Origin of the sequence: Marinobacterium arenosum (assembly GCF_019795155.1) — a bacterium.
In the GTDB taxonomy this organism is placed as follows: Bacteria; Pseudomonadota; Gammaproteobacteria; order Pseudomonadales; family Balneatricaceae; genus Marinobacterium_C; species Marinobacterium_C arenosum.
Genome location: NZ_JAILYN010000045.1, coordinates 13,172 through 36,069 on the forward strand (window position 1 = coordinate 13,172; position 22,898 = coordinate 36,069).

Consider the following 22,898-nt stretch of genomic DNA (forward strand, 5'->3'; position numbering starts at 1 on the left):
GGTCAGCCCTGCCAGTGGATGCTGGGCCGGCGCGGAATCTGCTCCGGTCGCCAGTTTTCGACCGCCCAGCTCAGCAGTTCCTCAGCGCGGGCGTCGGTCAGGGTGCTGTCCGGCCGCTGGCCGAGGAAGCGCAGTGCCGCCAGCAGCTGCGGCACCGGTTGCTGGTCGTCCAGTGGCGCGGCGAAAGTCTGCTTGCTGAGCTTCTGGCCGGCGGCGTTGCTGGCCACCGGGATATGGCAGTAATGCGGCTGCGGGTAGCCGAGCAGCCGCTGCAGACGGATCTGCTTCGGGGTCTCGTCGAGCAGGTCGCAGCCGCGCACGACATGGCTGATCCCTTGCAGGTAATCGTCCACCACCACCGCCAACTGGTAGGCGAACAGGCCGTCCTTGCGGCGGATCACGAAATCGCCGCTGTCCTGGTCGAGCCGGTACTGCTGTGGTCCCTGGATCTGGTCGTCGAAAGCCAGCGACCGGCTATCCACGTGAACACGGATGGCACACTGCTGCTGTTCATGCGGCGGTTGCAGCAGGCAGTAGCGGTCGTACAGGTTGCTGCCGGTGCGTTTCTGAATGGCGCTGCGTGAGCAGTCGCAGCGGTAGGCGCTCTGTTGCTCGAGCAGCTGTTCCAGCGCTTGTTGGTAGTGGTGCAGACGGTCGCTCTGGTAGCTGATCGGGCCATCCCAATGCAGGCCGAACCGTTCCAGGGTCTGGGGGATGACGATGCGGGCGCCGGGGTGTTCGCGGGGAGGATCGAGGTCTTCGATGCGCAGTAGCCAGCGCCCCTGCCGGGCGCGCGCATCCAGATAGCTGGCCAGTGCAGCCAGTAGCGAGCCGAAGTGCAACAACCCTGTTGGAGAGGGCGCGAAGCGACCGATATAACTCACAGCCTATGCGTGTAAGCAGGGGCCGGGGGCGCCGGCCCGCTCAGGTCAGCTGCCGAGCTGCTTTTCTTTGATTTCGGCCAGCGTCTTGCAGTCGATGCACAGGGTCGCTGTCGGACGGGCCTCCAGGCGGCGGATACCGATCTCGATGCCGCAGGCATCGCAGAAACCGTAGTCGTCCTCTTCAATCCGCTCCAGCGCTTCGTCAATCTTTTTGATCAGCTTGCGTTCGCGGTCGCGAGTACGCAGTTCCAGGCTGAACTCCTCCTCCTGGCTGGCGCGGTCGCTCGGATCGGCGAAGTTGGTGGCCTCTTCCTGCAGATGGTGGATGGTGCTGTCGACCTCCTCCATCAGCTCCCGCTTCCAAGAGTTGAGGATGCCGCGGAAATGATCGCATTGTGCTTCACACATGTACTCTTCGTCTTTCCGGATCGGATAGGGCTCGAAGTGTGTGAATTGGGTGTCATTACTGTTTGGCATGGGCACTGCCTCACTCAAAATTATCGCCGAATCTATGGCGTTTTCACCTGCCTGTGAATGGTGCCGGAACCTGTTCCCGACGCCACGAAAGGCAGCAGAAGTTACCAGAAGCCTCGACGTTGCACCAGTCCCTTTTTTGACAAATCGGGAAGCCGGAGAGCCTTATAAGAGTTATGTCTAGTCCAGTCTGCAGTGGTTGTAAAATTCCGCCTGCGGTCGCTGTTCAAATGCACTGGTAAATCTTGTGACTCGCGACGCCTCGGATAACCCGGTAGCCATCGAAGGAGCTCGCTACTCGCTGAGCAGGGAGATTTATCCATTTCTTCATCGAGCGAATATAATGCGCCCTTTAAATAGAGTTGGTGAGTGGGAGTAGCGAGTATGACAGCGCAGTGGACCCGGCGGGCGGTCGACATTCAGTCGTTCAAGGTGATGGATCTGCTCAAGCGTGCCAAGGAACTGGACGCACTGGGCCATGACGTGGTGCATATGGAGGCTGGCGAGCCGGACTTCGCTACCGCTGCGCCGATCGCCGAGGCCGCCAAGGCGGCGATCGAGCAGGGGCTGACCCAATACACCGCCTCGGCCGGCATCATGCCGCTGCGCGAAGCGATCTCCGACTGGTACCGGACCCGCTACGGGCTGGATATCCCGCCGCAGCGGATTATCGTCACCTCGGGCGCATCGGGCGCGCTGCTGATGGTGTTCTCACTGCTGGCCGAGCAGGGCCGCAGCTTTATGATGAGCGACCCGGGCTACCCCTGTAACCGCCAGTTCCTGCGGCTGATCGAGGCGCGCGGCCAGTTGGTGCCGGTCGATGCCAGCGACAACTTCCAGCTGACGCCGGCGCTGATCGAGCAGCACTGGCAGCCGCAGACCGCCGGGGTGTTGCTGGCCTCGCCGTCCAATCCGACCGGCGCGGTGGTCGGCCGCGACCAGCTGCGGGCGATCTCGGAAACCGTGCGCCAACTGGATGGCCAGCTGGTGGTCGACGAGCTCTACCATGGCCTGACCTACGGTTTCGACGCCAGCTCGGTGCTGGAGGTCGATCCGGATGCTTTCGTGATCAACAGCTTCTCCAAGTATTTCGGCATGACCGGCTGGCGGCTCGGCTGGATGGTGGTGCCGGAAGCGGCGGCGCCGGAGGTGGAAAAGCTGGCCCAGAACCTGTTCATCTCGCCCTGCACCATCTCCCAGTACGCCGCGTTGGCAGCGTTCAAACCGCAGACGCTGGAGATTCTGGAGCAGCGCCGGCAGGCGTTCGCCGAGCGCCGCGACCTGCTGGTCGGCGGTCTGCGCGAGCTGGGCTTCGATATCCCGGTGACCCCGGAAGGGGCGTTCTACGTCTACGCCGGTGCCAGTCACCTGACCAGCAACACCTTCGACTACTGCTGGTCGCTGCTGGAGCAGGATAAGGTGGCAGTGACGCCGGGCGTCGATTTCGGCAGCCACCACGCCGACCAATATATCCGCTTCTCCTACACCACCGGGTTGGACCGGATCGAATTGGCGCTGGAGCGGCTGCAACGCCGGATCGGCCGCTGATGGAGCTGGAATCACTGATCGAAGGGCGGCTGATCCGCCGTTACAAGCGTTTCCTGGCCGACATCGAACTGGCCGACGGCAGCCAGTTGACCGCCCACTGCCCGAATACCGGTTCGATGAAGAACTGCGCCACCCCGGGCAGCCGGGTCTGGCTGCTCGACTCGCACAACCCCAAGCGCAAATATCGGCTCGGCTGGGAACTGGTCGAGGTGCAGCCCGGGGCGTTGGCCTGTATCAATACCGGCCGTGCCAATGCGCTGGTGCGCGAGGCGATCGAGAATGGCGTGGTTGGCGAGTTGCAGGGGTATGCCTCGATACGGCAGGAAGTGAAGTACGGTGAAAACAGCCGCATCGACCTGTTGTTGAGTGGCGGCGAACGACCGGATGCCTGGGTGGAGATCAAGAACGTTACCCTGCTGGAGGAGGCTGGCTGGGGCAGTTTTCCCGATGCGGTGACCGCCCGTGGCGCCAAGCACCTGCGTGAACTGATGCAGATGGTGGCTCAGGGACAGCGGGCGGTGATGCTGTTCTGTGTGCCGCACGGCGGCATCCGGCGGGTACGGCCGGCCGACCATATCGATCCGCAATACGGCCGCCTGCTGCGCGAAGCGGCCGCCGCCGGGGTGGAGCTACTGGCCTATGGCGGCCAGCCGACGCCCGAGCGGGTGGTGCTGACCGAGCGACTGCCGGTCGAGTTTTGAGGGTCAGCCTTGGTTGATCCAGAGCGCGCCGTCGCGCAGCTCGAACGGGACCGAGGTTAACGCATCGCCGACGCAGGGACCGAACACGCACTCGCCGCTGTCGATCTTGAACAGTGCACCGTGGGTGGCACACTGCAGGAAGTTCTTTTCCACATCCAGGAACTGGTCCGGCATCCACTCCAGCGGGATGCTGCGGTGCGGGCAGTTGTTCTCGTACAGGTAGAGTTGGCCGTGCTTGCGCACCGCGACCAGGGCGCGCTCGCCGGCCTGCAGCCCCTTGGCGCTGTTGTCTGCAATCTCGTTTTCGGCGCACAGGCGGATCATCGGATCTCCTTGCTACAGGGTGGTGGGTTGGTGGCGTAAGGTACTGCATGCCTGAACAGAGTTAAAGTCGGTTTGCACAGGCTTCAACCAGCGGCCGGCTGCGCCCGCTATAATAGCGGCCAGGATGACTGACATTTCCCACCAATCCCTGTTTTCACTGATCCCGGCACTGCTGCTGTCGCTGCTGCTGCATCTGGTGCTGGCCGGTGGGATCTGGTGGTACCGTTCGCAGCAACCGGCGCAGCCACCGGGTCGCCCGTCGGGCTGGGCCGGGCCACTGCAGACCCGACTGGTGCCGGCGCCCCGCCGAGAAACGGTCGAATCCCTGGAACGTGCCGAGTCGGAGCCTCTGATAGAGCCAGAGCCAGAGCCAGAGCCAGAGCCAGCGCTTCAATTGACACCCGAACCGGAGCCTGAACCGCCACCGATCGTAAAAAAAACGGTCGAGACTCGGCGGCCAACGCCGAGCGCTGCCAAGGCTACGCCAGTCGTCCCGCCTCCGGCAGTGAAACAGCGGGCGCAGGCACGCCAATCGGCGCCATCACCGTCCGAGCAGGGTGCGGAGGCACCGGCTGCGGCTGCTGAGTCGTTAGCGCCAGCGCCGGAAGAGGGGCCGGTGGAGCTGCAAGCGCCGCAATATGCCATGCCGGCCACACCGCCGGACTATCCGCTGCGGGCGCTGCGTCGCGGCTGGCAGGGCCAGGTACTGCTGCAGCTGCAGCTGGATGCCGTGGGCAGGGTGACGGCGGTCGAGGTGGTACGCAGTTCCGGCTATCCGGTGCTGGACCGCGCCGCCGAGCAGGCCGCCCGCCGCTGGCGCTTCAAACCGGCCATCCGTCATGGCCGTCCGGTGGCTTCCTATGTGAAGATACCGGTCGATTTTCAATTGAAGGACCAACGCCGTTGATCGTTTCCCCCGCTATGCTGACCCGGTTGCTGCTACTGGCACTTCCTTTATTGGCGCTGCTGTCGCTGGGCAGCGGCGTGATCGCGCTGCAGTGGTCGGAGCTCTGGCAGGCCGATTCCGCCACCATGATGGTGCTGTTGGAACTGCGCCTGCCCCGGTTGCTGCTGACCCTGCTCGGCGGTGCCCTGCTGGGATTGACCGGCGCGGTGGTGCAGGCGTTGTTCCGCAATCCGCTGGCCGACCCGAGCCTGATCGGCGTGTCGGCCGGCGCCGGGCTGGCGGCGGTGGCGCTGCTGGTCATGGGCGGCAGCCTGCTCGGCGGATTTGTCGGTCTGTTGCTGCTGCCGTTGGCGGCGTTCGGTGGCGGTCTGCTGACCACGCTGCTGGTGGCACGGATCGCCCGCACCGGTACCGGCCTGTCGGTGACCACCATGCTATTGGCCGGTATCGCCATCAATTCGCTGGCGGCGGCGATCATCAACCTGTTTCAGTACCTGGCCGATGACCTGTCGCTGCGTCAGAGTCTGTACTGGCTGCTGGGCGGCTTCCAGCAGGGAGGCTGGGCCGAGGTGGTGGTGATGCTGCCGGTCGCCGTGCTGGTGATCGGCGCGTTGCTGCGCTACGGCCAGCGGCTCAACCTGATGCTGCTGGGCGACCGCGAGGCGGTGGCGCTCGGGGTGCCGGTGCATCAGCTACGCCGCCGGCTGGTGATCTTGGCGGCGCTGGGCGTGGCGGTGGTGGTTTCGCTGGCCGGCATGATCGGCTTCGTCGGGCTGGTGGTGCCGCACTGGGTACGGCTGCTGTGCGGCCCGGATCACCGTCACCTGCTGCCGCTGTCGGCGCTGCTTGGTGCGCTGTTCCTGACCCTGGCGGATCTGATGTCGCGTACCCTGCTGAGTCCGTCGGAGCTGCCGATCGGCATCGTTACGGCGATGGTCGGCGGGCCCTTCTTCCTGTCGATGATCCTGTACCGGCGGAGGTTCTGATGCTGCAATTGGATTCGCTGCGGGTCCGGCATGGCGGTCATGCCTGTCTCGATGACGTCAGCCTGACGCTGCAGGAGGCTGAACTCACGATACTGCTGGGGCCGAACGGCGCCGGCAAGTCGACCCTGCTGCAGCTGGCCGCCGGCCTGCAGGAAGCGGATAGCGGCACGGTATCGCTGGACGGCCAGCCGTTGGCGGCGCTGGCACTTGAGTGGCGCGCGCTGCGGCTGGCGGTGCTGCTGCAGCGCCAGCAACTGAATTTCGCCTTCAGCGCCGAGCAGGTGGTGGCGTTGGGTGCCTATCCGTTGCAGCTCAGCGACGCCGACACCCTCAAGGTGGCGCAACTGCGGCTGGCTGAGCTGGAACTGCAGCCGCATGCCGATCAGGACTACCTGACCCTGTCCGGCGGCGAACAGCAGCGGGTGCAGTTGGCGCGGGTGCTGGCCCAGTGCGGTACCGACTGTCGCTGGCTGCTGTTGGACGAGCCGCTGGCGGCGATGGACCTGCGCCATCAGCACCTGGCGCTGCATCTGTTGCGGCAACGGGTGGCGGCTGGGGTCGGAGTGCTGGCGGTGCTGCACGACCCGGTGCTGGCGGCCCAATACGCCGACCGGGTGGTATTGCTGAAGGAGGGCCGGGTATTGGCGGACGGCGCACCGCGTGAGGTGCTGGATTCCGCCAATCTCAGTGCCTTGTACGGCCTGCAGGTACAGGCCCACTGGCATCCGCAGGGACTGCAGTTACAGAGTCGACTCGACCAGGCCGTCGGCCCTTAGCCGGGCGATCAATTTGTCGACCGCCTGCGGGTCTTCGCTGTCCAGGGTGTAGCTGTACGGCAGTTCGTCTTCGCCGAGCGGCTGCAGATTTTCCAGTTGCGATTGCATGATCGCCACGTCGGCATCGGACGGGTCGCCGCCCTGGCGGGTGCGTTCCTCCAGTCGCTGCTCCAGCACCTGCGGATCGCAGCTGCAGCTCAGGATGCGCATCGGTACCCGCAACTGGTGGGCCATCTCGGCGTAGCTGAGCCGGCTGCGGCGGCGGATGAACGTGGCGTCCACCACCACCGAGTAGCCGGCCTGCAGCAGCGCGCGGCTGGTGTGCAGCAAGTGGTTGTAGGTGTGGACGTTCATCTGCTTGCCATACAGCTCCAGCTGCTGTCCCTCGCGGCTCAGTTCGGCGAACAGCCGCTTGCGCTCGACATCGGAACGGATCCGGATGATGCCCAGCTGCTCGATCATCTGGTCGCTGAGGGTGCTCTTGCCACTGCCGGAGACACCGTTCATCAGGTACAGCACCGGCTGCGGCCGGTTGGCGTAGCGGTTGGCCAGTGCGGCATAGTGGCGGAACTCGTCGATATCCTTGTGCATGCCGATCATCGCCACCTTGGCCCGCACCATCGCCCGGTAGGCCTTGTAGAAGTTCAGCAGCTGCACCCCTTCGTAGTCGCCGCCCAGTTCCAGGTACTGGTTCAGGCAGCGCGACGCCCAGCGGAACTGGCCGTTGGCCTCCAGGTCCATCAGCAGGAAGGCCAGGTCGCAGATGGTGTCGATCCAGCGGAACTGCAGGTTGAACTCGATGCAGTCGAACAACCGCAGTTCACCGTTAAACAGATTGATGTTGCCCAGGTGCAGGTCGCCGTGGCACTCGCGCACATGGCCGCCGGCCTTGCGCTGGCGGATCAGGTCGGTGAGCGCCCGGAACTGCTGGGCGGTGCGGTTCGACAACCGCTGCAGCTGCTGCCAGTCGTCGGCGCTGTCCAGCACGTTGCCGATATGCAGGAAATTGTCGGACACCACGTCCCAGATGGTGTCGGGCTCGCCCCAGGGGCTGTCGCTGGCGACGATCGGGATGCGGCTGTGGAAGTCGGCGATCTGTTCCGCCAACCGGTCGATCCATTCAGCTGGGAATCGGTTTGCCCGCAGTAGAATGTCCAGTCGTTCGTCCGGGTTGAACTGGCGCATGCGCACCGCGTATTCGAACGGCTCGTCGTCCGCGTCCAGCACCGGTTCATTGGCGCTGCCGCAGATTGCCACCACCTGCTGGTAGATGTCCGGCGCCAGCCGCTGGTTCAGGCGCAGCTCCTCTTCGCAGCAATGTTTGCGCTGTTCCAGGGTGGTGAAGTCGAGGAAGCCGAAGTCGACCGGTTTCTTGATCTTGTAGGCGAACTCGCCGGTCAGCAGCAGCCAGGAGATATGGGTCTCGATCACCTGTATCGGTTCGCTCACAGGATGGGGGTAAGCTGCCGGATTCTGAAGGGCTTCAATCAGTTCTGGGTACATAGGAGTCCGCCGCTGGTGGTCGCACCGAGCCAGAGCGGAACCTCTGTATCGGTGGGTTTGGGAAGGCATTATACTTAGCGTATGACTAAAAAGAGAAACGCCCGCAGCCGAAAGCGGACACCCAACAAGCCGGCCAAGCGCCGGTTTCTTCGTCCTATCCTGCTGTTTTTCCTCAAGCTTTCCGTGGTCTTGCTGGTGCTCGGCAGCTTCGGACTGATCTATCTGGATGCCCAGATCCGCGACAAGTTCGAAGGCAAACGCTGGGCTGTGCCGGCCAAGGTCTATGCCCGTCCGCTGGAGTTGTACCCCGGCCAGACGCTGTCACGCGATGATCTGAAACAGGAATTGAAAGGGCTCGGTTACCGCTTTGTGCGCCATGCCAACCAGGCCGGCACGGTGGAGTGGGCCAGCCAGCGGGTGCGGGTGCAGACCCGTGGTTTCCACTTCCCCGATGGTGAGGAGCCGCCCCGTGACCTGATGTTGGCGTTCGGCGGCGGGCAGTTGCAGTCGATTCGCAACCGCAGTGGCGGCAATCTGCCGCTGGTGCGGCTGGAGCCGATCCTGATCGGCGGCATCTATCCGCAGGATCACGAGGACCGTGATCTGATCCGCTTGGCGGAGGCGCCGGAATATCTGACCCAGGCGCTGATCCAGGTCGAGGACCGGGATTTCTACCAGCATCACGGCATCTCGCTGAAGGGGATCAGCCGGGCGATGTGGGTCAACCTGAAGGCGCGCCGTTTCGTGCAGGGCGGCTCGACCTTGACCCAGCAGCTGGTCAAGAACTTCTACCTGACCTCGGAGCGCTCGCTGGCCCGCAAGCTGCTGGAACTGCCGATGGCGATCCTGCTGGACCTGCATTACGACAAGGACGAGATTCTCGAAGCCTACCTGAACGAGGTCTACCTGGGGCAGTCCGGCAACCGGGCGATCCATGGCTTTGGGCTGGCCAGTCAATATTACTTCGCCCAGCCGATCCGCGAACTGCAGCTGCACCAGGTGGCGCTGCTGGCCGGCTTGGTCAAGGGGCCCTCCTACTACGATCCGCGCCGGAACCCGGCGCGGGCCAAGCGGCGCCGCGACCTGGTGCTGAAAGTGCTGGCCGATCAGGGGGTGATCAGCCAGCAGCAGATGGCCCAGGCGCAGAGTCAGCCCTTGGGGGTGGTCAAGAAGCAGGGGCTGCATAAGGGGGCCTATCCGGCCTACCTGGATCTGGTCAAGCGCCAGCTGCGCGACGAGTATCCGCAGGAAGCACTCAGCTCCGAGGGGCTGCGGGTGTTCACCAGTCTGGACCCGCTGGTCCAGCATCGGGCGGCGACGGCGCTGGGGCGCACCATCGGCCAGCTGGAGAAACGCCATCCGAAGCAGAAGGAGCAGCTGGAGGGCAGCATGGTGGTGACCGATCCGCAGACCGGCGAAGTGCTGGCGCTGATCGGCGGTCGCAACGTACGCTACCAGGGCTTCAACCGGGCGCTGGACATGCGCCGGCCGATCGGCTCGCTGGTCAAGCCGGCGCTCTACCTGGCGGCATTGGAGAAGGGCTACACCCTGGCCTCGATCCTCGATGATGAACCGATCAAGCTGCGCCAGCCGGACGGTAGCGCCTGGCAGCCGCAGAATTTCGACCGGCTCAGCCACGGCCTGGTGCCGCTGCACCGTTCATTGGCACTGTCCTACAACCAGTCTACCGCCCGGCTGGGGTTGGATATCGGCACCGGCACGGTGGTCGACATGCTGCACCGCTTGGGCGTGCGCGAGGAGCTGAACCCCTATCCGTCGCTGTTCCTCGGCGCTGCCAACCTGGCCCCGGTCGATATGGCGCAGATCTACCAGACCATCGCCGCCAACGGCTTCCGTACGCCGCTGCGCGCGATCCGGATGGTGACCGATGCCGAGAACCGCGAACTGTCCCGCTACCCCTATGCGGTGGAGCAGCAGGTGGCGCCGGAGACCATCCACCTGATCCAGTATGCGCTGCAGGAGGTGGCCCGCGAAGGCACCGCCCGCTACGCCTACAGCCAACTGCCGGCGGAGCTGAACCTGGCCGGCAAGACCGGCACCTCGAACGATCAGCGCGACAGCTGGTTTGCCGGCTTTGCCGGCGATCGCCTGGCGGTGGTCTGGCTGGGGCGGGACGATAATGGCAAACTGCCGTTCACCGGCAGTGGCGGTGCTCTCAGGGTCTGGACCGAGTTGATGCGGCTGGAGAGGCCGCAGCCGTTTTACGCCACCCGGCCGGAAAATATTGAGTATGTCTGGATAGACGATGCCAGCGGGCTGCGCTCCGCCGAAGGCTGCGAGGGCGCGCGCCAGCTACCGTTTGTGATCGGCAGTGCGCCGCATGAGGCGGTCGCCTGCGCCCGCCAATTGCAGGCCTTTGAAACGCCGCTGAAGTGGTTTAGACAATGGTTCAGGTGACCAAGATGATGCAGAGAGTTCGATCGGTACAATCCATTCGCTTGCCCATGGCGGCGCTGGCGGTCACGTTGCTGGCCGGTTGTGCCGGCCAGGGCTACCGGGTGCCGGTGGAGGATCGCTCGGCGCCCGCCGGCGGGGAGGTACAGATCGAATCGCGCCGGGAGTCCAGCGGCGTTACCGTGACCCCGGTGGCTCCGCCGGTGTTGCAGACCCGGCCGCTGGAGAGCGCGCCGTTAAATTCATCCGTGCCGGATCAGGCGCCGCAGGCCGCGCCGCTGCCGGTGCTGCCGCCGCAGAGCCGGCAGCCGCGTAATGCGGCGGTGGTGGCGTTGTTGAACAATGCCCGCCAGCAGGCCGCTCAGGGCGAGCTGCTGGCCGCCCAGAGCAGCCTGGAACGGGCCCAGCGGATCGCGCCGCGCGACCCCGAAGTCTACTACCAGTTGGCGGAGCTGCGGCGCCGTCAGCAGCAGTACCGCCAGGCCGAGCAGCTGGCGCTGCGCGGACTGGAACTGTCCGGTGGCCAACCGGCGATGCAGAGGGCATTGTGGCTGCTGGTGGCCGACGTGCGCCAGGCTGATGGTGACCGCCAGGGCGCGCGCGAGGCGCGCGAACGGGCTGCCCGCTACTGATTGCTCCCATGGCCTGAATCATTATTAAAAACAAATTGTTAAAAACAAAAGCCCGCTCAACTGAGCGGGCTTTTCTATGTTTGCTGTGCAGCTGCGGGAGCTAAGCTTTGTAGCAGCTCGCTTTGCGAGCGACCGTAAAACGTTCAGGTTGCGACTGACTCTGCCCAGCCTGAGCTGTTCCTACAGCTAGCCTGAATGGCTAGCTTAGCTTGCCTTTCCGGTGCTGGCCTGCAACGTCGCCGGCAATTGGCTAGCCAGTAAAAGAAGCGCAACCGCCAGGCCGAGACCGTAGAGCTGCGGCAGGCCGGTCGCTGCCAGTGGGCTGTGCGGACTGAGCAGTACCAGCGTAGCGGCCGCCAGCAGCGCGCCGAGCAGCAGCAACGGCTGGCGAGCGGCGCCCAGCAACAGGCTGCCGAGCAGCCAGCAGGCGGCCACCACCAATACCAGTGCCGCGCTGTAGTCGTTGCCCAGTTCCGCCCGTCGGAACAGCTCGAACAGCGCGAACAGCACCAGCAGCCAGCGTCCCCAAGCGGCCTGGCTCCACTGCCAGCCGCGCGCCAGCGCCAGCAGTGCGCTGCCGATCAGCGGCAGCGCGGCATAGTCGGCCAGGTTGGTCAGCAGCCGCTTCAGCGTCTGGCTGTCCTGGCCGGTGCTATCCAGCAGCAGCTCGGCCAGCCCGGACAGGGCGATAAAGCCGCTGGCCAGGCTAAGCACCAGCAGATGCCCACGCTGCTGCTCGGCAACCCGTTCGGCGCCGCGGTACAGCAGGCCGGCGGCGATAGCCGCTGCCAGCAGCAGTACCAGGCTGTTCAGCATCTCCATCATGGCTTAGGCCAGCTTGGCAAACACGCTGTCGGCCGCGGCGATGGTCGCCTCGATATCCGCCTGGCTGTGGGCGGCGGAGACGAAGCCGGCTTCGAACGCCGACGGTGCCAGGTAGACACCTTCCTGCAGCATGCCGTGGAAGAAGCGGCCGAACTTGTCGGCATCGCAGGCGGTGGATTCGGCGAAGCTGGTCACCTGGGCCTGGTCGGTGAAGAACAGGCCGAACATGCCGCCGACCCGGCTGGTGGTGAACGGTACGCCGTTGGCGGCGGCGACCGCTTCCAGCCCCTGGGTCAGCAGTTCCACCTTGGCGGACAGCTGCTGGTAGAAGCCCGGTTCGCTGATCGCGTTCAGCATCGCCAGGCCGGCGGCCATCGCCAGCGGATTGCCGGACAGGGTGCCGGCCTGGTAGACCGGGCCGAGCGGGGCGATATGCTGCATGATCTCGCGCTTGCCGCCGAAGGCGCCGACCGGCAGACCGCCGCCGATCACCTTGCCCAGGGTGGTCAGGTCCGGCTTGACGCCGTAGACCGCCTGGGCGCCGCCCAGCGCCACCCGGAAGCCGGTCATCACCTCGTCGAAGATCAGCACGCTGCCATGCTGGTCGCAGACCTCGCGCAGCCCCTGCAGGAAGCCGTCCTGCGGCGGGATGCAGTTCATGTTGCCGGCCACCGGTTCGACGATGATGCAGGCGATCTGCTCGCCGATCTCGGCGAACGCCTGGCGTACCGAATCGAGGTCGTTGAAGTTCAGCGTGATGGTGTGTTCGGCCAGTGCCGCCGGTACCCCCGGCGAGTTCGGCTCGCCCAGGGTCAGTGCGCCGGAGCCGGCCTTGACCAGCAGCGAGTCGGAGTGGCCGTGGTAGCAGCCCTCGAACTTGACGATCTTGTCGCGACCGGTGTAGCCGCGTGCCAGCCGGATCGCGCTCATGGTCGCTTCGGTGCCGGAGCTGACCATCCGTACCATCTCGATGTTCGGCATCAGCTGGCAGACCTTGTCGGCCATCTCGATCTCGATCTCGGTCGGTGCACCGAAGCCCAGGCCGTTGTCCAGTGCCGCGCGTACCGCGCCGACCACCCGTTCATCGGCGTGGCCGAGGATCATCGGCCCCCAGGAACCGACGTAGTCGATATAGCGCTTGCCGTCTTCGTCCAGCAGGTAGGCGCCCTGGCCGGATTTGAAGAACAGCGGCGTGCCACCGACGCCTTTGAAGGCGCGTACCGGGGAGTTAACGCCGCCCGGGATATGGGCTTGCGCTTGTTCGAACAGCGTTTCGGAACGGGACATGGTCAGTCTCCCTGTCGATCAATTGGAAAAATGAAAAGAAGTAAAAATAAAAAATGGATATTCAGAACTGTTGCTGGAAGCGGCGCGCCTGGGCGCGGATATCGTCGGCGGCGAACAGTGCGTGCACCACCGCCACCATGTCGGCGCCGGCCGCGATGATTTGGCCGGCATTATCCACGCTAATGCCGCCGATCGCCACTGTCGGTAGCTGGACCTGCCGGCGAGCCTCGTCCAATACCGACAGTCGCGCCGGCCGGGCATCGGGCTTGGTGCGCGACGGGAAGAAGGCACCGAAAGCGACATAGTCGGCGCCGCCCCGGGCGGCGTGCTGCGCCAGGGCGAGGGAATCGTGGCAGGTGATGCCGATGATCGCCTCGGCGCCCAGCAGTTGGCGGGTTTCGGCCAGGGCGCCATCCTGCTGGCCGAGGTGGACCCCGGCGGCACCGCTCCGATGGGCCAGTTGCGGGTCGTCGTTGATGATCAACGGTATCTCGAACCGGCGGCAGAGTTCGTTCAGTGCGCTGGCCTGGCGCAACCGCTTGGCATCGTCGTCGGACTTGTCGCGGTATTGCACGATCCGGGCGCCGCCGCGCAGGGCCTGCTCGACCGAGTCGAGCAGTCGTCGGTCGTCGGCCATCAGGGTGCTGTCGGTAATGGCGTAGAGGCCACGCAGGGTCGGTCGGGACATCAGTGTTGCTCCTGCAGGTAGTATTGTTCGAGCTGTTGGCGGCTGAGCAGGCCGAGGATCGCACCCCGGTTCGATTCGACATAGAGGGTGTCGACGCCCTGTTTGTTCATGTTGTCGAGTGCTTCTTTCAGGGTGGCGCGGAACGAGATCGGCGCCAGGTCGCGACGCATCGCCGGAATCTCGAACAGCTCGGCACTTGGGGCTTCCGGGTGCTGGTCGAGCCACTGGCGCAGGTCGGCGCAGGGCAGCAGGGCGTACTGGTTGTCGCGGCGGATCAGCAGTTCGGTATGCTGATGGCACAGCTGTTCGGCTTCGCTGCGGGGCAGCGAAGCCTCGCTCAGCTGGAACTGACGGCTCATCAGACTGCCGACGGCGGCGCGCGACAGCGCCTGGCTCAGCGGCTGGTCGCGGTAGTCCAGTCCCTGGGCGCGTAACGTGGTGATAAACAGCGACGGGGTGTTCAGCAGGTAGCGGACGGTCAGGTTGCCGATGACGATGGCGATCATGCCGGGCAGGATAATATTGGGATTGCCGGTTAGTTCCAACAGTGCGGTCAGCGCCGCCAGCGGGGCATTGAGCACCGCGCCCATCATCGCGCCCATGCCGAGCATGGCATAGAAGCCGGATTCTGAAACCTGCAGATCGACCAGGCTGGCGCCGATCTGCCCCATCGCGCCGCCGGCCATGGCGCCGATAAAGAAGGTCGGGCCGATCGAACCGCCCGGCACGCCCAGGCCGATGATCAGCGGGGTCAGCAGGCCCTTGGCGAGCAGCAGGATCAACAGCGTCTGTAAGCCGAAGGTGCCGGACAGGCTGGCGGAGACGCTGTCGTAACCGATCCCCATCACCTCCGGCACCCAGAGCGCGACCAGGCCGGTCAGCAGGCCGGCGCAGAGCAGCCGCAGCGACAGTGGAAGCTCAGACAGCCGGATGGTCTGTCGGACGATATGGTTGAATGCGGCGGCAATCAGGCCGATCAGCACGCCGACCAGCATGATGTAGGGCACCTCGGCCAGTGAGGCGATGGTCAGCGACGGCACATCCAGCACCGCCTCGCTGCCGAGCAGCAGCCGGTTGGTGACATCGGCGGTGACCGCGGCGACCATGATCGGCACGAAACCGACCGCCGAATATTCCAGCAGGATCACCTCCATGGCGAAGATCACCCCGGCCAGTGGGGTGTTGAAGGCGGCGGCGATGGCGGCGGCGCTGCCGCAGCCGACCAGCAGTCGCAACGAGTTGTTGGGCAGGTGGAGGTATTGGCCGAGCAGGCTGCTGCAGGCGGCGCCGATATGGATTGCCGGGCCTTCACGACCGACCGAATGGCCGCTGATCAGCGCAATGCTGGCGCAGGCCAGCTGGTTCAGCATGTTGCCCAGCGGCAGCTGGCTCTGGTGATAGCTGATCCGCTCCAGTACATGCACCACGCCGACCTTGCGGGCGGCGGCCGGAATGCTGGCCAGCAGGGCGATCAGTGCCAGGCTGCCGGCCACCGGCAGCAGGAAGCGGGCCCAGCCGGGCATGGATTCGAAGGCATCGGCATGGGGCAGCAGAAACTCCAGCGGTGCAGCCACCATCAACCGGAACAGCGAAATCAGCAGTGCGGTGGCGATGCCGGACAGTACCCCCAGTATTACCAGCTGGGGCAGGGCATCGGTATGGGCCAGGCGGTCGCGAAAGTTCTCCAGCGACCAAAGGGGGTTATCCATCGAGTCGGGTTCAGCCTGTTCGAGTTATTGTCTGTGTGCAGGGCCGAGTGCCGGTGGCCGATCTGGCTGGGGGCGACGACAGCCTTATCTTATCACTGTGTCTCAATAGTCTTTGGGGCCACTGGCGAGTATCATACGTTACCAGAACCGGCCCGTTTTTTTTACGTCACTCTGCTATTTGAACGGGTCCACGGGTTTGGGCCGCGGCGCTTTGCATGGGGCGTGGCGGTTTTAAGATGATCTTTGCGTCCGGCTGTTTGCCGGGCTGGTAGGAGAGATGGCTGTGATCAAGGTAGGTATCGTAGGTGGCACCGGCTATACCGGTGTCGAGCTGCTGCGGATTCTGGCGAACCACCCGCAGGTGAAAGTGGAGGTGATCACCTCCCGTTCGGAAGAGGGTATCCGCGTTGCCGATATGTTCCCGAACCTGCGCGGCCACCATGATCTGGCATTCAGCGTGCCGAGCGTCGATACCCTGGCCCGTTGCGACCTGGTGTTCTTCGCCACCCCGCACGGCGTGGCGATGAGCATGGCGCCGGAGCTGGTGGCGCGTGGCGTCAAGGTGATCGACCTGGGGGCCGATTTCCGGATCCGTGACCTGGAGCTCTGGTCCAAGTGGTACGGTATGGAGCATACCGCGCCGGAACTGGCCGCCCAGGCGGTCTATGGCTTGCCGGAGGTGCACCGCGAACAGATTCGCGAAGCACAGCTGATCGCCTGTCCGGGCTGCTACCCGACCGCCGCCCAGCTGGGCTTCCTGCCGCTGATCGAGCGCCAGTTGATCGACCGACGGCGGCTGATCGCCGATTGTAAATCCGGTGTCAGCGGCGCCGGCCGCGGTGCCAACGTCGGCACCCTGCTGTGCGAAGCCAGCGAAAGCATGAACGCCTACGGCGTGCACGGCCACCGCCATCTGCCGGAGATCAAGCAGGGGCTGAGCGAAGCGGCGGGTCGGCCGGTCAACTTGACCTTCGTACCGCACCTGACGCCAATGATCCGTGGTATCCACGCTACCCTGTACGGGGTGCTGAAGGATCCGGTCGATCCGGGCTTGCAGCAGCTGTTCGAAGAGCGCTACGCCAATGAGCCGTTCGTTGATGTGATGCCGGCCGGCAGCCATCCGCAGACCCGTAGCGCCAAGGGCTCCAACATGTGCCGGATTGCGGTGCACCGGCCGCAGGGTGACGATACCGTGGTAGTACTGTCGGTGATCGACAACCTGGTCAAGGGGGCCGCCGGCCAGGCCGTCCAGAATATGAACATCCTGTTCGGCTTCGATGAGACCTGTGGCCTGGAGCAGGTTGCCCTGATGCCCTAAGGAACCTGCGAATAAGTCCCTTATGTTCTCTGCGGGCTCTATAACGGCCAGATGCGCGAAAGGCAGCGCAGCGGAATGACGCGTCCTTTCCAAGCTGCCTGACAAAGCATCTGGCCGTTATAGAGCCCGCCCTCCGGGGCTTTCGGTGGTCCGGCACCCGGGCGATCAGAGCTCTGCGTTAACGATTTACGTCCGGCCGGCGCGCCGGGGACAACCAGTACGCCTGTAATCGTTGCCTTTATGCCCTTGAGTGTGGGTATTGATCTCTGACCGCTCCGAAAGCCAGAGGCCCAAGGGACTTGTTCGCAGGTTCCTAATACTTGACTGCTTTTGTAGGGTAAGAGGATAATAGGGCCTGCAAAATCCACAGGTGTGAGTATCGATGACAGAATCCGCTGACCAGAACGTACCGTTGACCTTTACCGATACGGCGGCCTTGAAGGTGCGACGCCTCATTGAGGAGGAGGAAAACGACAACCTCAAGCTGCGGGTGTATATCACCGGCGGCGGTTGTGCCGGTTTCTCCTATGGCTTCACGTTCGATGAAAACGTTGCCGACGATGATACCGCGGTGGAAAACCAGGGCGTCACTCTGGTGGTCGACGCGATGAGCTTCCAGTATCTGGCGGGCGCCCAGGTGGATTACAAGGAGGGGTTGCAGGGCTCGCAGTTCGTCGTAAGCAACCCCAATGCCAGCACCACTTGCGGGTGTGGCTCCTCCTTCTCGATCTGATCGCTCGTTGGGCGGCTCGGTGGTGCTCTGGAGGGCATTATGAGCTTGGTCAGGCTGATGGCTCTGGTGTTGGCGCTGTATGGCAGCGCCGCACCGGCACAGCCGCTGCAGTCGCCCATTGAACCCGGTGGCGGGTATCTTGCCGAGATCCGGGTCCACTCCCCAATGGAGATCGAAGCGATATTGCAGCGCGCCAGTTCACTGGTGGAGCAGGCGCGCGACTATAACGACTTCGAGCCGATCGTCTTTATCCTGCATGGTAGCGAAGCGGAGGTATTTCGTGCCGCAAACCGGCAGCGATACCGTAAGCTGATCGACCTGGCTGCCCAGTTGGACGCCTTCCGGGTGATCGATGTGAAAGTCTGCGAGAGCTGGATGCGGGTCAACAATGTCCAGCGCTCGGAACTGCCCGCCTTTATCGAAACGGTGCCGTTTGGCCCGTCGGAAGAGCGTCGCCTGAAGCGGCAGGGCTTCCGTTATTTCTGATCTTCCTGAATCAAATTGATCGACGGATTCTTACGGATTGGCCTTGATTGGCCTAATTCAGTCCGCTGAGCGCGTTCCAATTTAGCCATGACCGCGGTCAGGCAGGGTAGATGGCGCCCAGTATGCGATCGCCCTGCGCGCCGGTGACACTGGCCAGCGAGCCGGGTTTGCGGGTTTGGGTACGATAGGCCAGCCAGGCGAAAGCTGCCGCTTCAACCCAGTCGGGTGCCAATCCCAGTGCTTCAGTCGTGGTTACTTTGGCCGGGGTCAGCAGTTGCTGGATACGCTGTCGCAGCACAGCGTTGTGGGCGCCACCACCGCACAGGTACACCTCACTGTGCTGCCAATCGGGCTGCAGGCGGATCTGGTCGCTGATGGAATGGGCGGTCAGCTCAAGCAAGGTTGCCTGTACATCGACCGCCACCACGGCTGCATCGAGTCCTGCCAGATGCTGGTCGAGCCAGGCTTGGTTGAACTGTTCACGGCCGGTGCTTTTCGGCGGTGGTTGCTGGAAATAGGGCAGGGCCAGCAACTGCGTCAACAGCGGCTGATGCGGCTTGCCCTGGCTGGCCCACTGGCCGTTGTGGTCATAGCCGAGCCCCTGCTGCCGTTGAATCCAGCTGTCCAGCAGCACGTTGCCGGGCCCGGTGTCGTAGCCCCAGACCGGCTGGCTGCGGTCGGCCGGCAAGCGGGTCACATTGGCCATGCCGCCGATATTGACGATATAGCGGTTACGGTGCGCACTGCGGAACAGCGCTTCATGGAAGGCGGGTACCAGCGGTGCGCCCTGGCCGCCGGCGGCCATGTCACGACGGCGGAAATCGGCAATAGTGGTGATGCCGGTCAGTTCGGCGATGCTGTTGGGGTCGCCGATCTGCAGCGTGAACTGCTGCGCCGGCCGGTGGCGGATAGTCTGGCCGTGACTGCCGATCGCGGCGACCTGATCGGTGTTCAGGTCCAGCTGTCGAATCAACTGGTTGGCGGCGGCGGCAAACTCCCGGCCCAGTGCCAGATCCAGCTCGCCCAGCTGGTCGATCTCGTTGTCGCCCGGCTGGGTTAGTTGCAGGATGCTGTCGCGCAACGCTTCCGGCAGTTCGCAACTGCAGTGGCCTATCAACTCAAATTCGGGCGTGAACCGGGCCGCAACCGCGTCGATGCTGTCCAGGCTGGTGCCGGACATCAGGCCGATGTAGAGATCAGCCTTCATTGTCGTGCGGTTGGTCTTTATCGCTGTCGCTGCTGGCCAGCAGGGCGCCGTTCTGGCTGCGCAACTGGGTCAGCAGCAGCGAGGCCATTTCGGCAAAGCGCTCCCGTTCACCTTTGCGGATCGGCGCCGCGTCCGGCAATTTCACCTTCAGCGGGTTCTTGTGAACGCCGTTGACGCGGAATTCATAATGCAGGTGCGGGCCGCTGGCCAGGCCGGTTTTACCGACATAGCCGATGATGTCGCCCTGTTTGACCTTGCTGCCGACTTTCTGGCCGCGACGGTAATTGTTCATATGGGCGTAGAGGGTGGTGATATTGCTGCCGTGCTGCAGTATGACGGCGTTGCCGTAGCCACCCTTGCGGCCCCGGTGGATGATCTTGCCGTCCCCGGCGGCGCGGATCGGGGTGCCGGTGCTGGCCGCATAATCGACCCCTTTGTGTGCGCGAATCCGGTTCAGGATCGGGTGCTTACGCTTCAGGTTGAAGTAGGAACTGATGCGGGCGAAGTCGACCGGGGTGCGCAGGAAGGCTTTGCGCATGCTGCGGCCGTCCGGCGTGTAGTAGCTGGTATTGCCGTCACGATCAGTGTAACGCAGGGCGGTATAGGTGCGGCCCTGGTTGGTGAACTCGGCGGCAACGATCGCACCGGTGCCGATCTTCTCGCCGTCGAGGTATTTCTCCTCATAGAGGATATTGAACCGGTCGCCTTTGCGGATATCCATCGCAAAGTCGATATCCCAGCCGAAAATGCTGGCCATTGACATGATGATGCGGCTGGGCATACCGGCGCGCTCGCCGGCCAGGAACATGGAGTCGTCGATCACCGCCTCGGTATAGCGCAGTTCGATATCAGGCGCGCGCTCGATGGTGTCGATCCGGAAGCCTTGGTCGGTGCGCAGGGCGATGGTGCTGCTAAGACGGTTGTGGACATGGCGGGCCTTGACCAGTTCGCCGTCCTCGATCAGGAACTGCAGGCTTTCACCCGGATAGATCCGGTTGAAGGCTTTTTTGCCTTTGGCGGCATTGGCCACCGCCAGCGCGGTGCGGGCCGGCAGGCCGGCCTTGTCGAACATGCCGGACAGGGTGTCGCCCTTGCCGACCTTGAACTTGAGCCAGTTCTCCTGCGCTGCGGCAGGGGGCGGCGGAGTTTGTTCCGGTTGCGGCGCGACTTTGTCCGCCAGCGCGGCGATCGGGTCGGTTTTGCTCAGCGCCGGTTCCGGGGCCGCCACTTCAAGCTCCAGCGGTTGGCTGCTACGGGTCGCCTCGACCCGCTTGGAGGGCAGCAGGGTCAGCGTAATAGCCAGAATCACAACACAGATGGACACGGCAACCAGGTGGACGGTTGGAAAATGAAGTTTGCCTGAAACTGCGGACAGCTTCTCTTTCAACTGCGCTGCTAGCACCCCTGACTCCTGTTTCTGGTTATTGTTAAAGCGGCATTATACGCATATTTCATATAGTCATGTCGGCAGAATTGGCTGGAAATTGACCCCCGTCGCGGCGGAATTTGACCGGTTATCTTTTGGGGCAATCTCTGACTGGCCGCTAGGGGTCTTTATCTATAGTCGACTGCGGGGCGGCTCTGTCAGAGTGCTTATGCTTTTTGATTATTACTGATCGGCTGTTTTATGTAAGAGAAGGCAATAGACTTGTTCGGAAGTTCCCGGGGTTGGCATTTGTTTGCCCGTCTGGCTGTGGGTAAACTATGCCCGGACTTATTAACAGCGCTTGAATTACAGGCTATTCACTATGTGGGGTACACAGAGAGCATGAGCGAGATGACGCTTCTTCAGGATTTGAAAGCTCGTGGGCTGATCGCGCAGACGACCAGCGAAGAGGAGTTGGAACAGCACCTGGCCGCCGGCCCGGTGACGCTCTATTGCGGCTTTGATCCGACAGCGGACAGTCTGCATCTCGGCCACCTGGTACCCCTGCTGATGCTGAAGCGATTCCAGGACTATGGCCATCGGCCAGTCGCCCTGGTTGGTGGCGCTACCGGCATGATCGGTGACCCGAGTTTCAAGGATCAGGAACGCCAGCTGAACTCCACCGAGATCGTTGCCCAGTGGAGTAACTGCCTGAAAAACCAGATCAGCCGCTTCATCGAATTCAATGATGAAGATGGCGCAATCCTGGCCAACAACTACGACTGGACTGCCGGCGTCGATGTACTGAGCTTCCTGCGTGATGTCGGCAAGCACTTCTCGGTTAACAAGATGATCGCCAAGGAGTCGGTCAAGCAGCGGATCGAACGGGAGGGTAGCGGTATCTCGTTCACCGAGTTTACCTACCAGATTCTGCAGTCCTTCGACTTCCAGCAGCTGAATAAAATGTACGGCTGTAGTCTGCAGATCGGTGGCTCCGATCAGTGGGGCAATATCACCGGCGGTATCGAACTGACCCGCCGCATGAACGGCGCCCAGGTGCATGGCATGACGCTGCCGCTGATCACCAAGTCGGACGGTACCAAGTTCGGTAAGACCGAAGGTGGTGCGGTCTGGCTGGATGCGGCGAAGACCTCTCCGTACGCGTTCTACCAGTTCTGGTTGCAGACGCCGGATGCCGACGTGTACCGCTTCCTGAAATTCTTCACTTTCCTGCCGGTCGAAGAGATCGATGCCATCGAGCAGGCGGACGCGGCCCGTGAGGGGCGTCCGGAAGCGCAGGCAGTGCTGGCGCGTGAAGTGACCAAGCTGGTGCATGGTGAAGCCGGGCTGGCCGCTGCGCAGCGGATTACCCAGGCGCTGTTCTCCGGTGACTTGGCGGAACTGAGCGAATCCGACTATCAGCAGCTGAGTCTGGATGGTCTGCCGTCGTCCGCGCTGCCGGGCGATTTCACCGAGCATCCGCTGACCACATTGCTGTCGGAGGCCGGTATGGCACCGGGTGGCAAACAGGTCAAGGACGCGCTGCAGCGTAATGCGGTTGTGGTCAACGGCGAGGCCTGCGGTGTCGAGGACAACATGAATGCCGCGACAGTCTTTGCTGCGGATCGTGCAGTTTTCGGCAAGTTCTTCATGGTGAAACTGGGTAAGAAAAAGCATCACCTGTTCACGTTGGCGTGAGCGGAGTGGCTGGCCTAAAGTTAACTATAGGGCAGCGGTACAAGGAGGCACCCGGCTGGGTGCCTTTTTTGTGCCTGTCATATTTTTTAAACTTTTTGCGTTCGGCCGGTTGACTCCCTCGGTGGGGTCTGTAGAATGCGCCTCCTTGCTTGGGGAGACAGCCTGAAACGGCCGCTCAGCAAGCCGGGAAGGTCGGAAATAAGTTGTTGATTTCTAATCGAAATTAACGATAATAACCGACCCGCTCTCAGTCGCTTCACAGCAGTCGCCACGGCGACGAAAGTTGAAAAAAACGGTTGACAGCGAAACGGGGTTCGCTAGAATATGCGCCTCGCTTGAGCAGAACGCTCAGCACGCTCTTTAACAAATTGATCAAGTAATTCGTGTGGGCGCTTGTCGGGATAAGGCAACAAAAGCTTTATCAAGGCAAG

Annotated in this window: 21 protein-coding genes; 11 read left to right on the forward strand and 10 right to left on the reverse strand. The window is 63.3% G+C overall.

Translation table 11 applies throughout. The features are described from left to right. Positions 1-2 precede the first annotated feature (2 nt). Complete coding sequence (gene gluQRS / locus K6T12_RS16975; RefSeq protein ID WP_222224066.1) at positions 3-884, reverse strand: tRNA glutamyl-Q(34) synthetase GluQRS; 882 nt, start codon at positions 882-884, stop codon at positions 3-5. A gap of 45 nt (positions 885-929) precedes the next feature. Further along, the gene (gene dksA, locus K6T12_RS16980) at positions 930-1,361 is read right to left on the reverse strand and encodes an RNA polymerase-binding protein DksA (RefSeq protein ID WP_222224067.1); all 432 of its coding nucleotides are present in this window, start codon (positions 1,359-1,361) and stop codon (positions 930-932) included. Between the two features lie 381 nt (positions 1,362-1,742). Between dksA and K6T12_RS16985 the strand changes: the two genes are divergently transcribed. After that, a complete protein-coding gene (locus K6T12_RS16985; protein ID WP_222224068.1) occupies positions 1,743-2,906 on the forward strand; it encodes a pyridoxal phosphate-dependent aminotransferase in 1,164 nt (387 codons plus the stop codon). Beyond that, positions 2,906-3,607 carry a DNA/RNA nuclease SfsA gene (sfsA, locus tag K6T12_RS16990; RefSeq protein WP_222224069.1) on the forward strand — a complete coding sequence of 234 codons (702 nt, stop codon included), beginning with the start codon at positions 2,906-2,908 and terminating at the stop codon, positions 3,605-3,607. Before K6T12_RS16985 ends, sfsA begins: the two co-directional genes overlap by 1 nt. Positions 3,608-3,610: 3 nt before the next feature. Here sfsA and K6T12_RS16995 read toward each other — a convergent pair whose 3' ends face one another. Continuing rightward, positions 3,611-3,931 carry a Rieske (2Fe-2S) protein gene (locus K6T12_RS16995; RefSeq protein ID WP_222224070.1) on the reverse strand — a complete coding sequence of 107 codons (321 nt, stop codon included), beginning with the start codon at positions 3,929-3,931 and terminating at the stop codon, positions 3,611-3,613. 124 nt (positions 3,932-4,055) lie between these two features. Here K6T12_RS16995 and K6T12_RS21710 point away from each other — a divergent pair, with 124 nt between their 5' ends. Genes K6T12_RS21710 through K6T12_RS17010 form a run of 3 tightly spaced genes read left to right on the forward strand, consistent with a single transcriptional unit; the run spans position 4,056 to position 6,600 of the window. Beyond that, entirely contained in the window at positions 4,056-4,838 is a 783-nt protein-coding gene (locus tag K6T12_RS21710; RefSeq protein ID WP_222224071.1) for an energy transducer TonB, read from the forward strand. Further along, positions 4,835-5,824 (forward strand): FecCD family ABC transporter permease, encoded by a 990-nt coding sequence (locus tag K6T12_RS17005; RefSeq protein WP_255611840.1) that lies wholly within the window; start codon positions 4,835-4,837, stop codon positions 5,822-5,824. The genes K6T12_RS21710 and K6T12_RS17005 overlap by 4 nt, the downstream gene beginning before the upstream one ends. Continuing rightward, on the forward strand, positions 5,824-6,600 hold the full coding sequence (locus K6T12_RS17010) for a heme ABC transporter ATP-binding protein (protein ID WP_222224072.1): 777 nt from the start codon (positions 5,824-5,826) through the stop codon (positions 6,598-6,600). The genes K6T12_RS17005 and K6T12_RS17010 overlap by 1 nt, the downstream gene beginning before the upstream one ends. On the opposite strand, the gene K6T12_RS17015 is transcribed toward K6T12_RS17010, so the two are convergent. Beyond that, positions 6,565-8,049: a bifunctional aminoglycoside phosphotransferase/ATP-binding protein gene (locus K6T12_RS17015; protein ID WP_315853623.1), complete on the reverse strand. Its 1,485-nt coding sequence runs from the start codon at positions 8,047-8,049 to the stop codon at positions 6,565-6,567. The genes K6T12_RS17010 and K6T12_RS17015 overlap by 36 nt on opposite strands. A gap of 135 nt (positions 8,050-8,184) precedes the next feature. Here K6T12_RS17015 and mrcB point away from each other — a divergent pair, with 135 nt between their 5' ends. Both mrcB and K6T12_RS17025 read left to right on the forward strand, forming a co-directional pair. Beyond that, positions 8,185-10,521: a penicillin-binding protein 1B gene (gene mrcB / locus K6T12_RS17020; RefSeq protein ID WP_222224074.1), complete on the forward strand. Its 2,337-nt coding sequence runs from the start codon at positions 8,185-8,187 to the stop codon at positions 10,519-10,521. Positions 10,522-10,526: 5 nt separating this feature from the next. After that, positions 10,527-11,150, forward strand: a complete 624-nt coding sequence (locus K6T12_RS17025; protein ID WP_222224075.1) for a tetratricopeptide repeat protein — start codon at positions 10,527-10,529, stop codon at positions 11,148-11,150. Between the two features lie 204 nt (positions 11,151-11,354). Here the strand turns inward: K6T12_RS17025 and K6T12_RS17030 are convergent, their stop codons facing one another. From K6T12_RS17030 to K6T12_RS17045, 4 genes are all read right to left on the reverse strand, one after another. Further along, the gene (locus tag K6T12_RS17030; RefSeq protein ID WP_222224076.1) at positions 11,355-11,975 is read right to left on the reverse strand and encodes a hypothetical protein; all 621 of its coding nucleotides are present in this window, start codon (positions 11,973-11,975) and stop codon (positions 11,355-11,357) included. A gap of 3 nt (positions 11,976-11,978) precedes the next feature. Further along, the gene (gene hemL / locus K6T12_RS17035) at positions 11,979-13,262 is read right to left on the reverse strand and encodes a glutamate-1-semialdehyde 2,1-aminomutase (protein WP_222224077.1); all 1,284 of its coding nucleotides are present in this window, start codon (positions 13,260-13,262) and stop codon (positions 11,979-11,981) included. A gap of 61 nt (positions 13,263-13,323) precedes the next feature. After that, a complete protein-coding gene (gene thiE / locus K6T12_RS17040) occupies positions 13,324-13,950 on the reverse strand; it encodes a thiamine phosphate synthase (RefSeq protein WP_222224078.1) in 627 nt (208 codons plus the stop codon). Further along, positions 13,950-15,659: a chloride channel protein gene (locus K6T12_RS17045; protein WP_222224079.1), complete on the reverse strand. Its 1,710-nt coding sequence runs from the start codon at positions 15,657-15,659 to the stop codon at positions 13,950-13,952. The genes thiE and K6T12_RS17045 overlap by 1 nt, the downstream gene beginning before the upstream one ends. 283 nt (positions 15,660-15,942) lie before the next feature. Here K6T12_RS17045 and argC point away from each other — a divergent pair, with 283 nt between their 5' ends. The 3 genes from argC to K6T12_RS17060 all read left to right on the forward strand — a co-directional run bounded on the left by argC (position 15,943) and on the right by K6T12_RS17060 (position 18,196). Continuing rightward, complete coding sequence (gene argC / locus K6T12_RS17050; protein WP_222224080.1) at positions 15,943-16,977, forward strand: N-acetyl-gamma-glutamyl-phosphate reductase; 1,035 nt, start codon at positions 15,943-15,945, stop codon at positions 16,975-16,977. Positions 16,978-17,359: 382 nt separating this feature from the next. Continuing rightward, on the forward strand, positions 17,360-17,710 hold the full coding sequence (erpA, locus tag K6T12_RS17055; protein ID WP_222224081.1) for an iron-sulfur cluster insertion protein ErpA: 351 nt from the start codon (positions 17,360-17,362) through the stop codon (positions 17,708-17,710). Between the two features lie 39 nt (positions 17,711-17,749). Then, positions 17,750-18,196, forward strand: coding sequence for a DsrE family protein (locus tag K6T12_RS17060; RefSeq protein ID WP_222224082.1), 447 nt, complete (start codon positions 17,750-17,752; stop codon positions 18,194-18,196). A gap of 97 nt (positions 18,197-18,293) precedes the next feature. Here the strand turns inward: K6T12_RS17060 and K6T12_RS17065 are convergent, their stop codons facing one another. Both K6T12_RS17065 and K6T12_RS17070 read right to left on the reverse strand, forming a co-directional pair. After that, on the reverse strand, positions 18,294-19,403 hold the full coding sequence (locus tag K6T12_RS17065; protein WP_222224083.1) for an anhydro-N-acetylmuramic acid kinase: 1,110 nt from the start codon (positions 19,401-19,403) through the stop codon (positions 18,294-18,296). Further along, positions 19,393-20,805, reverse strand: a complete 1,413-nt coding sequence (locus tag K6T12_RS17070; RefSeq protein ID WP_315853624.1) for an OapA family protein — start codon at positions 20,803-20,805, stop codon at positions 19,393-19,395. The genes K6T12_RS17065 and K6T12_RS17070 overlap by 11 nt, the downstream gene beginning before the upstream one ends. Positions 20,806-21,171: 366 nt before the next feature. On the opposite strand from K6T12_RS17070, the gene tyrS reads away from it, so the two are divergent. After that, positions 21,172-22,467: a tyrosine--tRNA ligase gene (gene tyrS, locus K6T12_RS17075; RefSeq protein WP_315853625.1), complete on the forward strand. Its 1,296-nt coding sequence runs from the start codon at positions 21,172-21,174 to the stop codon at positions 22,465-22,467. The last annotated feature ends 431 nt before the right edge of the window (positions 22,468-22,898 follow it).

Bases quoted from the DNA above. Each gene is read 5' to 3' on its own strand.
- dksA (WP_222224067.1), bottom strand. From the start codon at position 1,361: ATGCCAAACAGTAATGACACCCAATTCACACACTTCGAGCCCTATCCG.
- K6T12_RS16985 (WP_222224068.1), top strand. From the start codon at position 1,743: ATGACAGCGCAGTGGACCCGGCGGGCGGTCGACATTCAGTCGTTCAAG.
- sfsA (WP_222224069.1), top strand. From the start codon at position 2,906: ATGGAGCTGGAATCACTGATCGAAGGGCGGCTGATCCGCCGTTACAAG.
- K6T12_RS16995 (WP_222224070.1), bottom strand. From the start codon at position 3,931: ATGATCCGCCTGTGCGCCGAAAACGAGATTGCAGACAACAGCGCCAAG.
- K6T12_RS21710 (WP_222224071.1), top strand. From the start codon at position 4,056: ATGACTGACATTTCCCACCAATCCCTGTTTTCACTGATCCCGGCACTG.
- K6T12_RS17010 (WP_222224072.1), top strand. From the start codon at position 5,824: ATGCTGCAATTGGATTCGCTGCGGGTCCGGCATGGCGGTCATGCCTGT.
- mrcB (WP_222224074.1), top strand. From the start codon at position 8,185: ATGACTAAAAAGAGAAACGCCCGCAGCCGAAAGCGGACACCCAACAAG.
- K6T12_RS17025 (WP_222224075.1), top strand. From the start codon at position 10,527: ATGATGCAGAGAGTTCGATCGGTACAATCCATTCGCTTGCCCATGGCG.
- K6T12_RS17030 (WP_222224076.1), bottom strand. From the start codon at position 11,975: ATGATGGAGATGCTGAACAGCCTGGTACTGCTGCTGGCAGCGGCTATC.
- hemL (WP_222224077.1), bottom strand. From the start codon at position 13,262: ATGTCCCGTTCCGAAACGCTGTTCGAACAAGCGCAAGCCCATATCCCG.
- thiE (WP_222224078.1), bottom strand. From the start codon at position 13,950: ATGTCCCGACCGACCCTGCGTGGCCTCTACGCCATTACCGACAGCACC.
- K6T12_RS17045 (WP_222224079.1), bottom strand. From the start codon at position 15,659: ATGGATAACCCCCTTTGGTCGCTGGAGAACTTTCGCGACCGCCTGGCC.
- erpA (WP_222224081.1), top strand. From the start codon at position 17,360: ATGACAGAATCCGCTGACCAGAACGTACCGTTGACCTTTACCGATACG.
- K6T12_RS17060 (WP_222224082.1), top strand. From the start codon at position 17,750: ATGAGCTTGGTCAGGCTGATGGCTCTGGTGTTGGCGCTGTATGGCAGC.
- K6T12_RS17065 (WP_222224083.1), bottom strand. From the start codon at position 19,403: ATGAAGGCTGATCTCTACATCGGCCTGATGTCCGGCACCAGCCTGGAC.
- tyrS (WP_315853625.1), top strand. From the start codon at position 21,172: ATGAGCGAGATGACGCTTCTTCAGGATTTGAAAGCTCGTGGGCTGATC.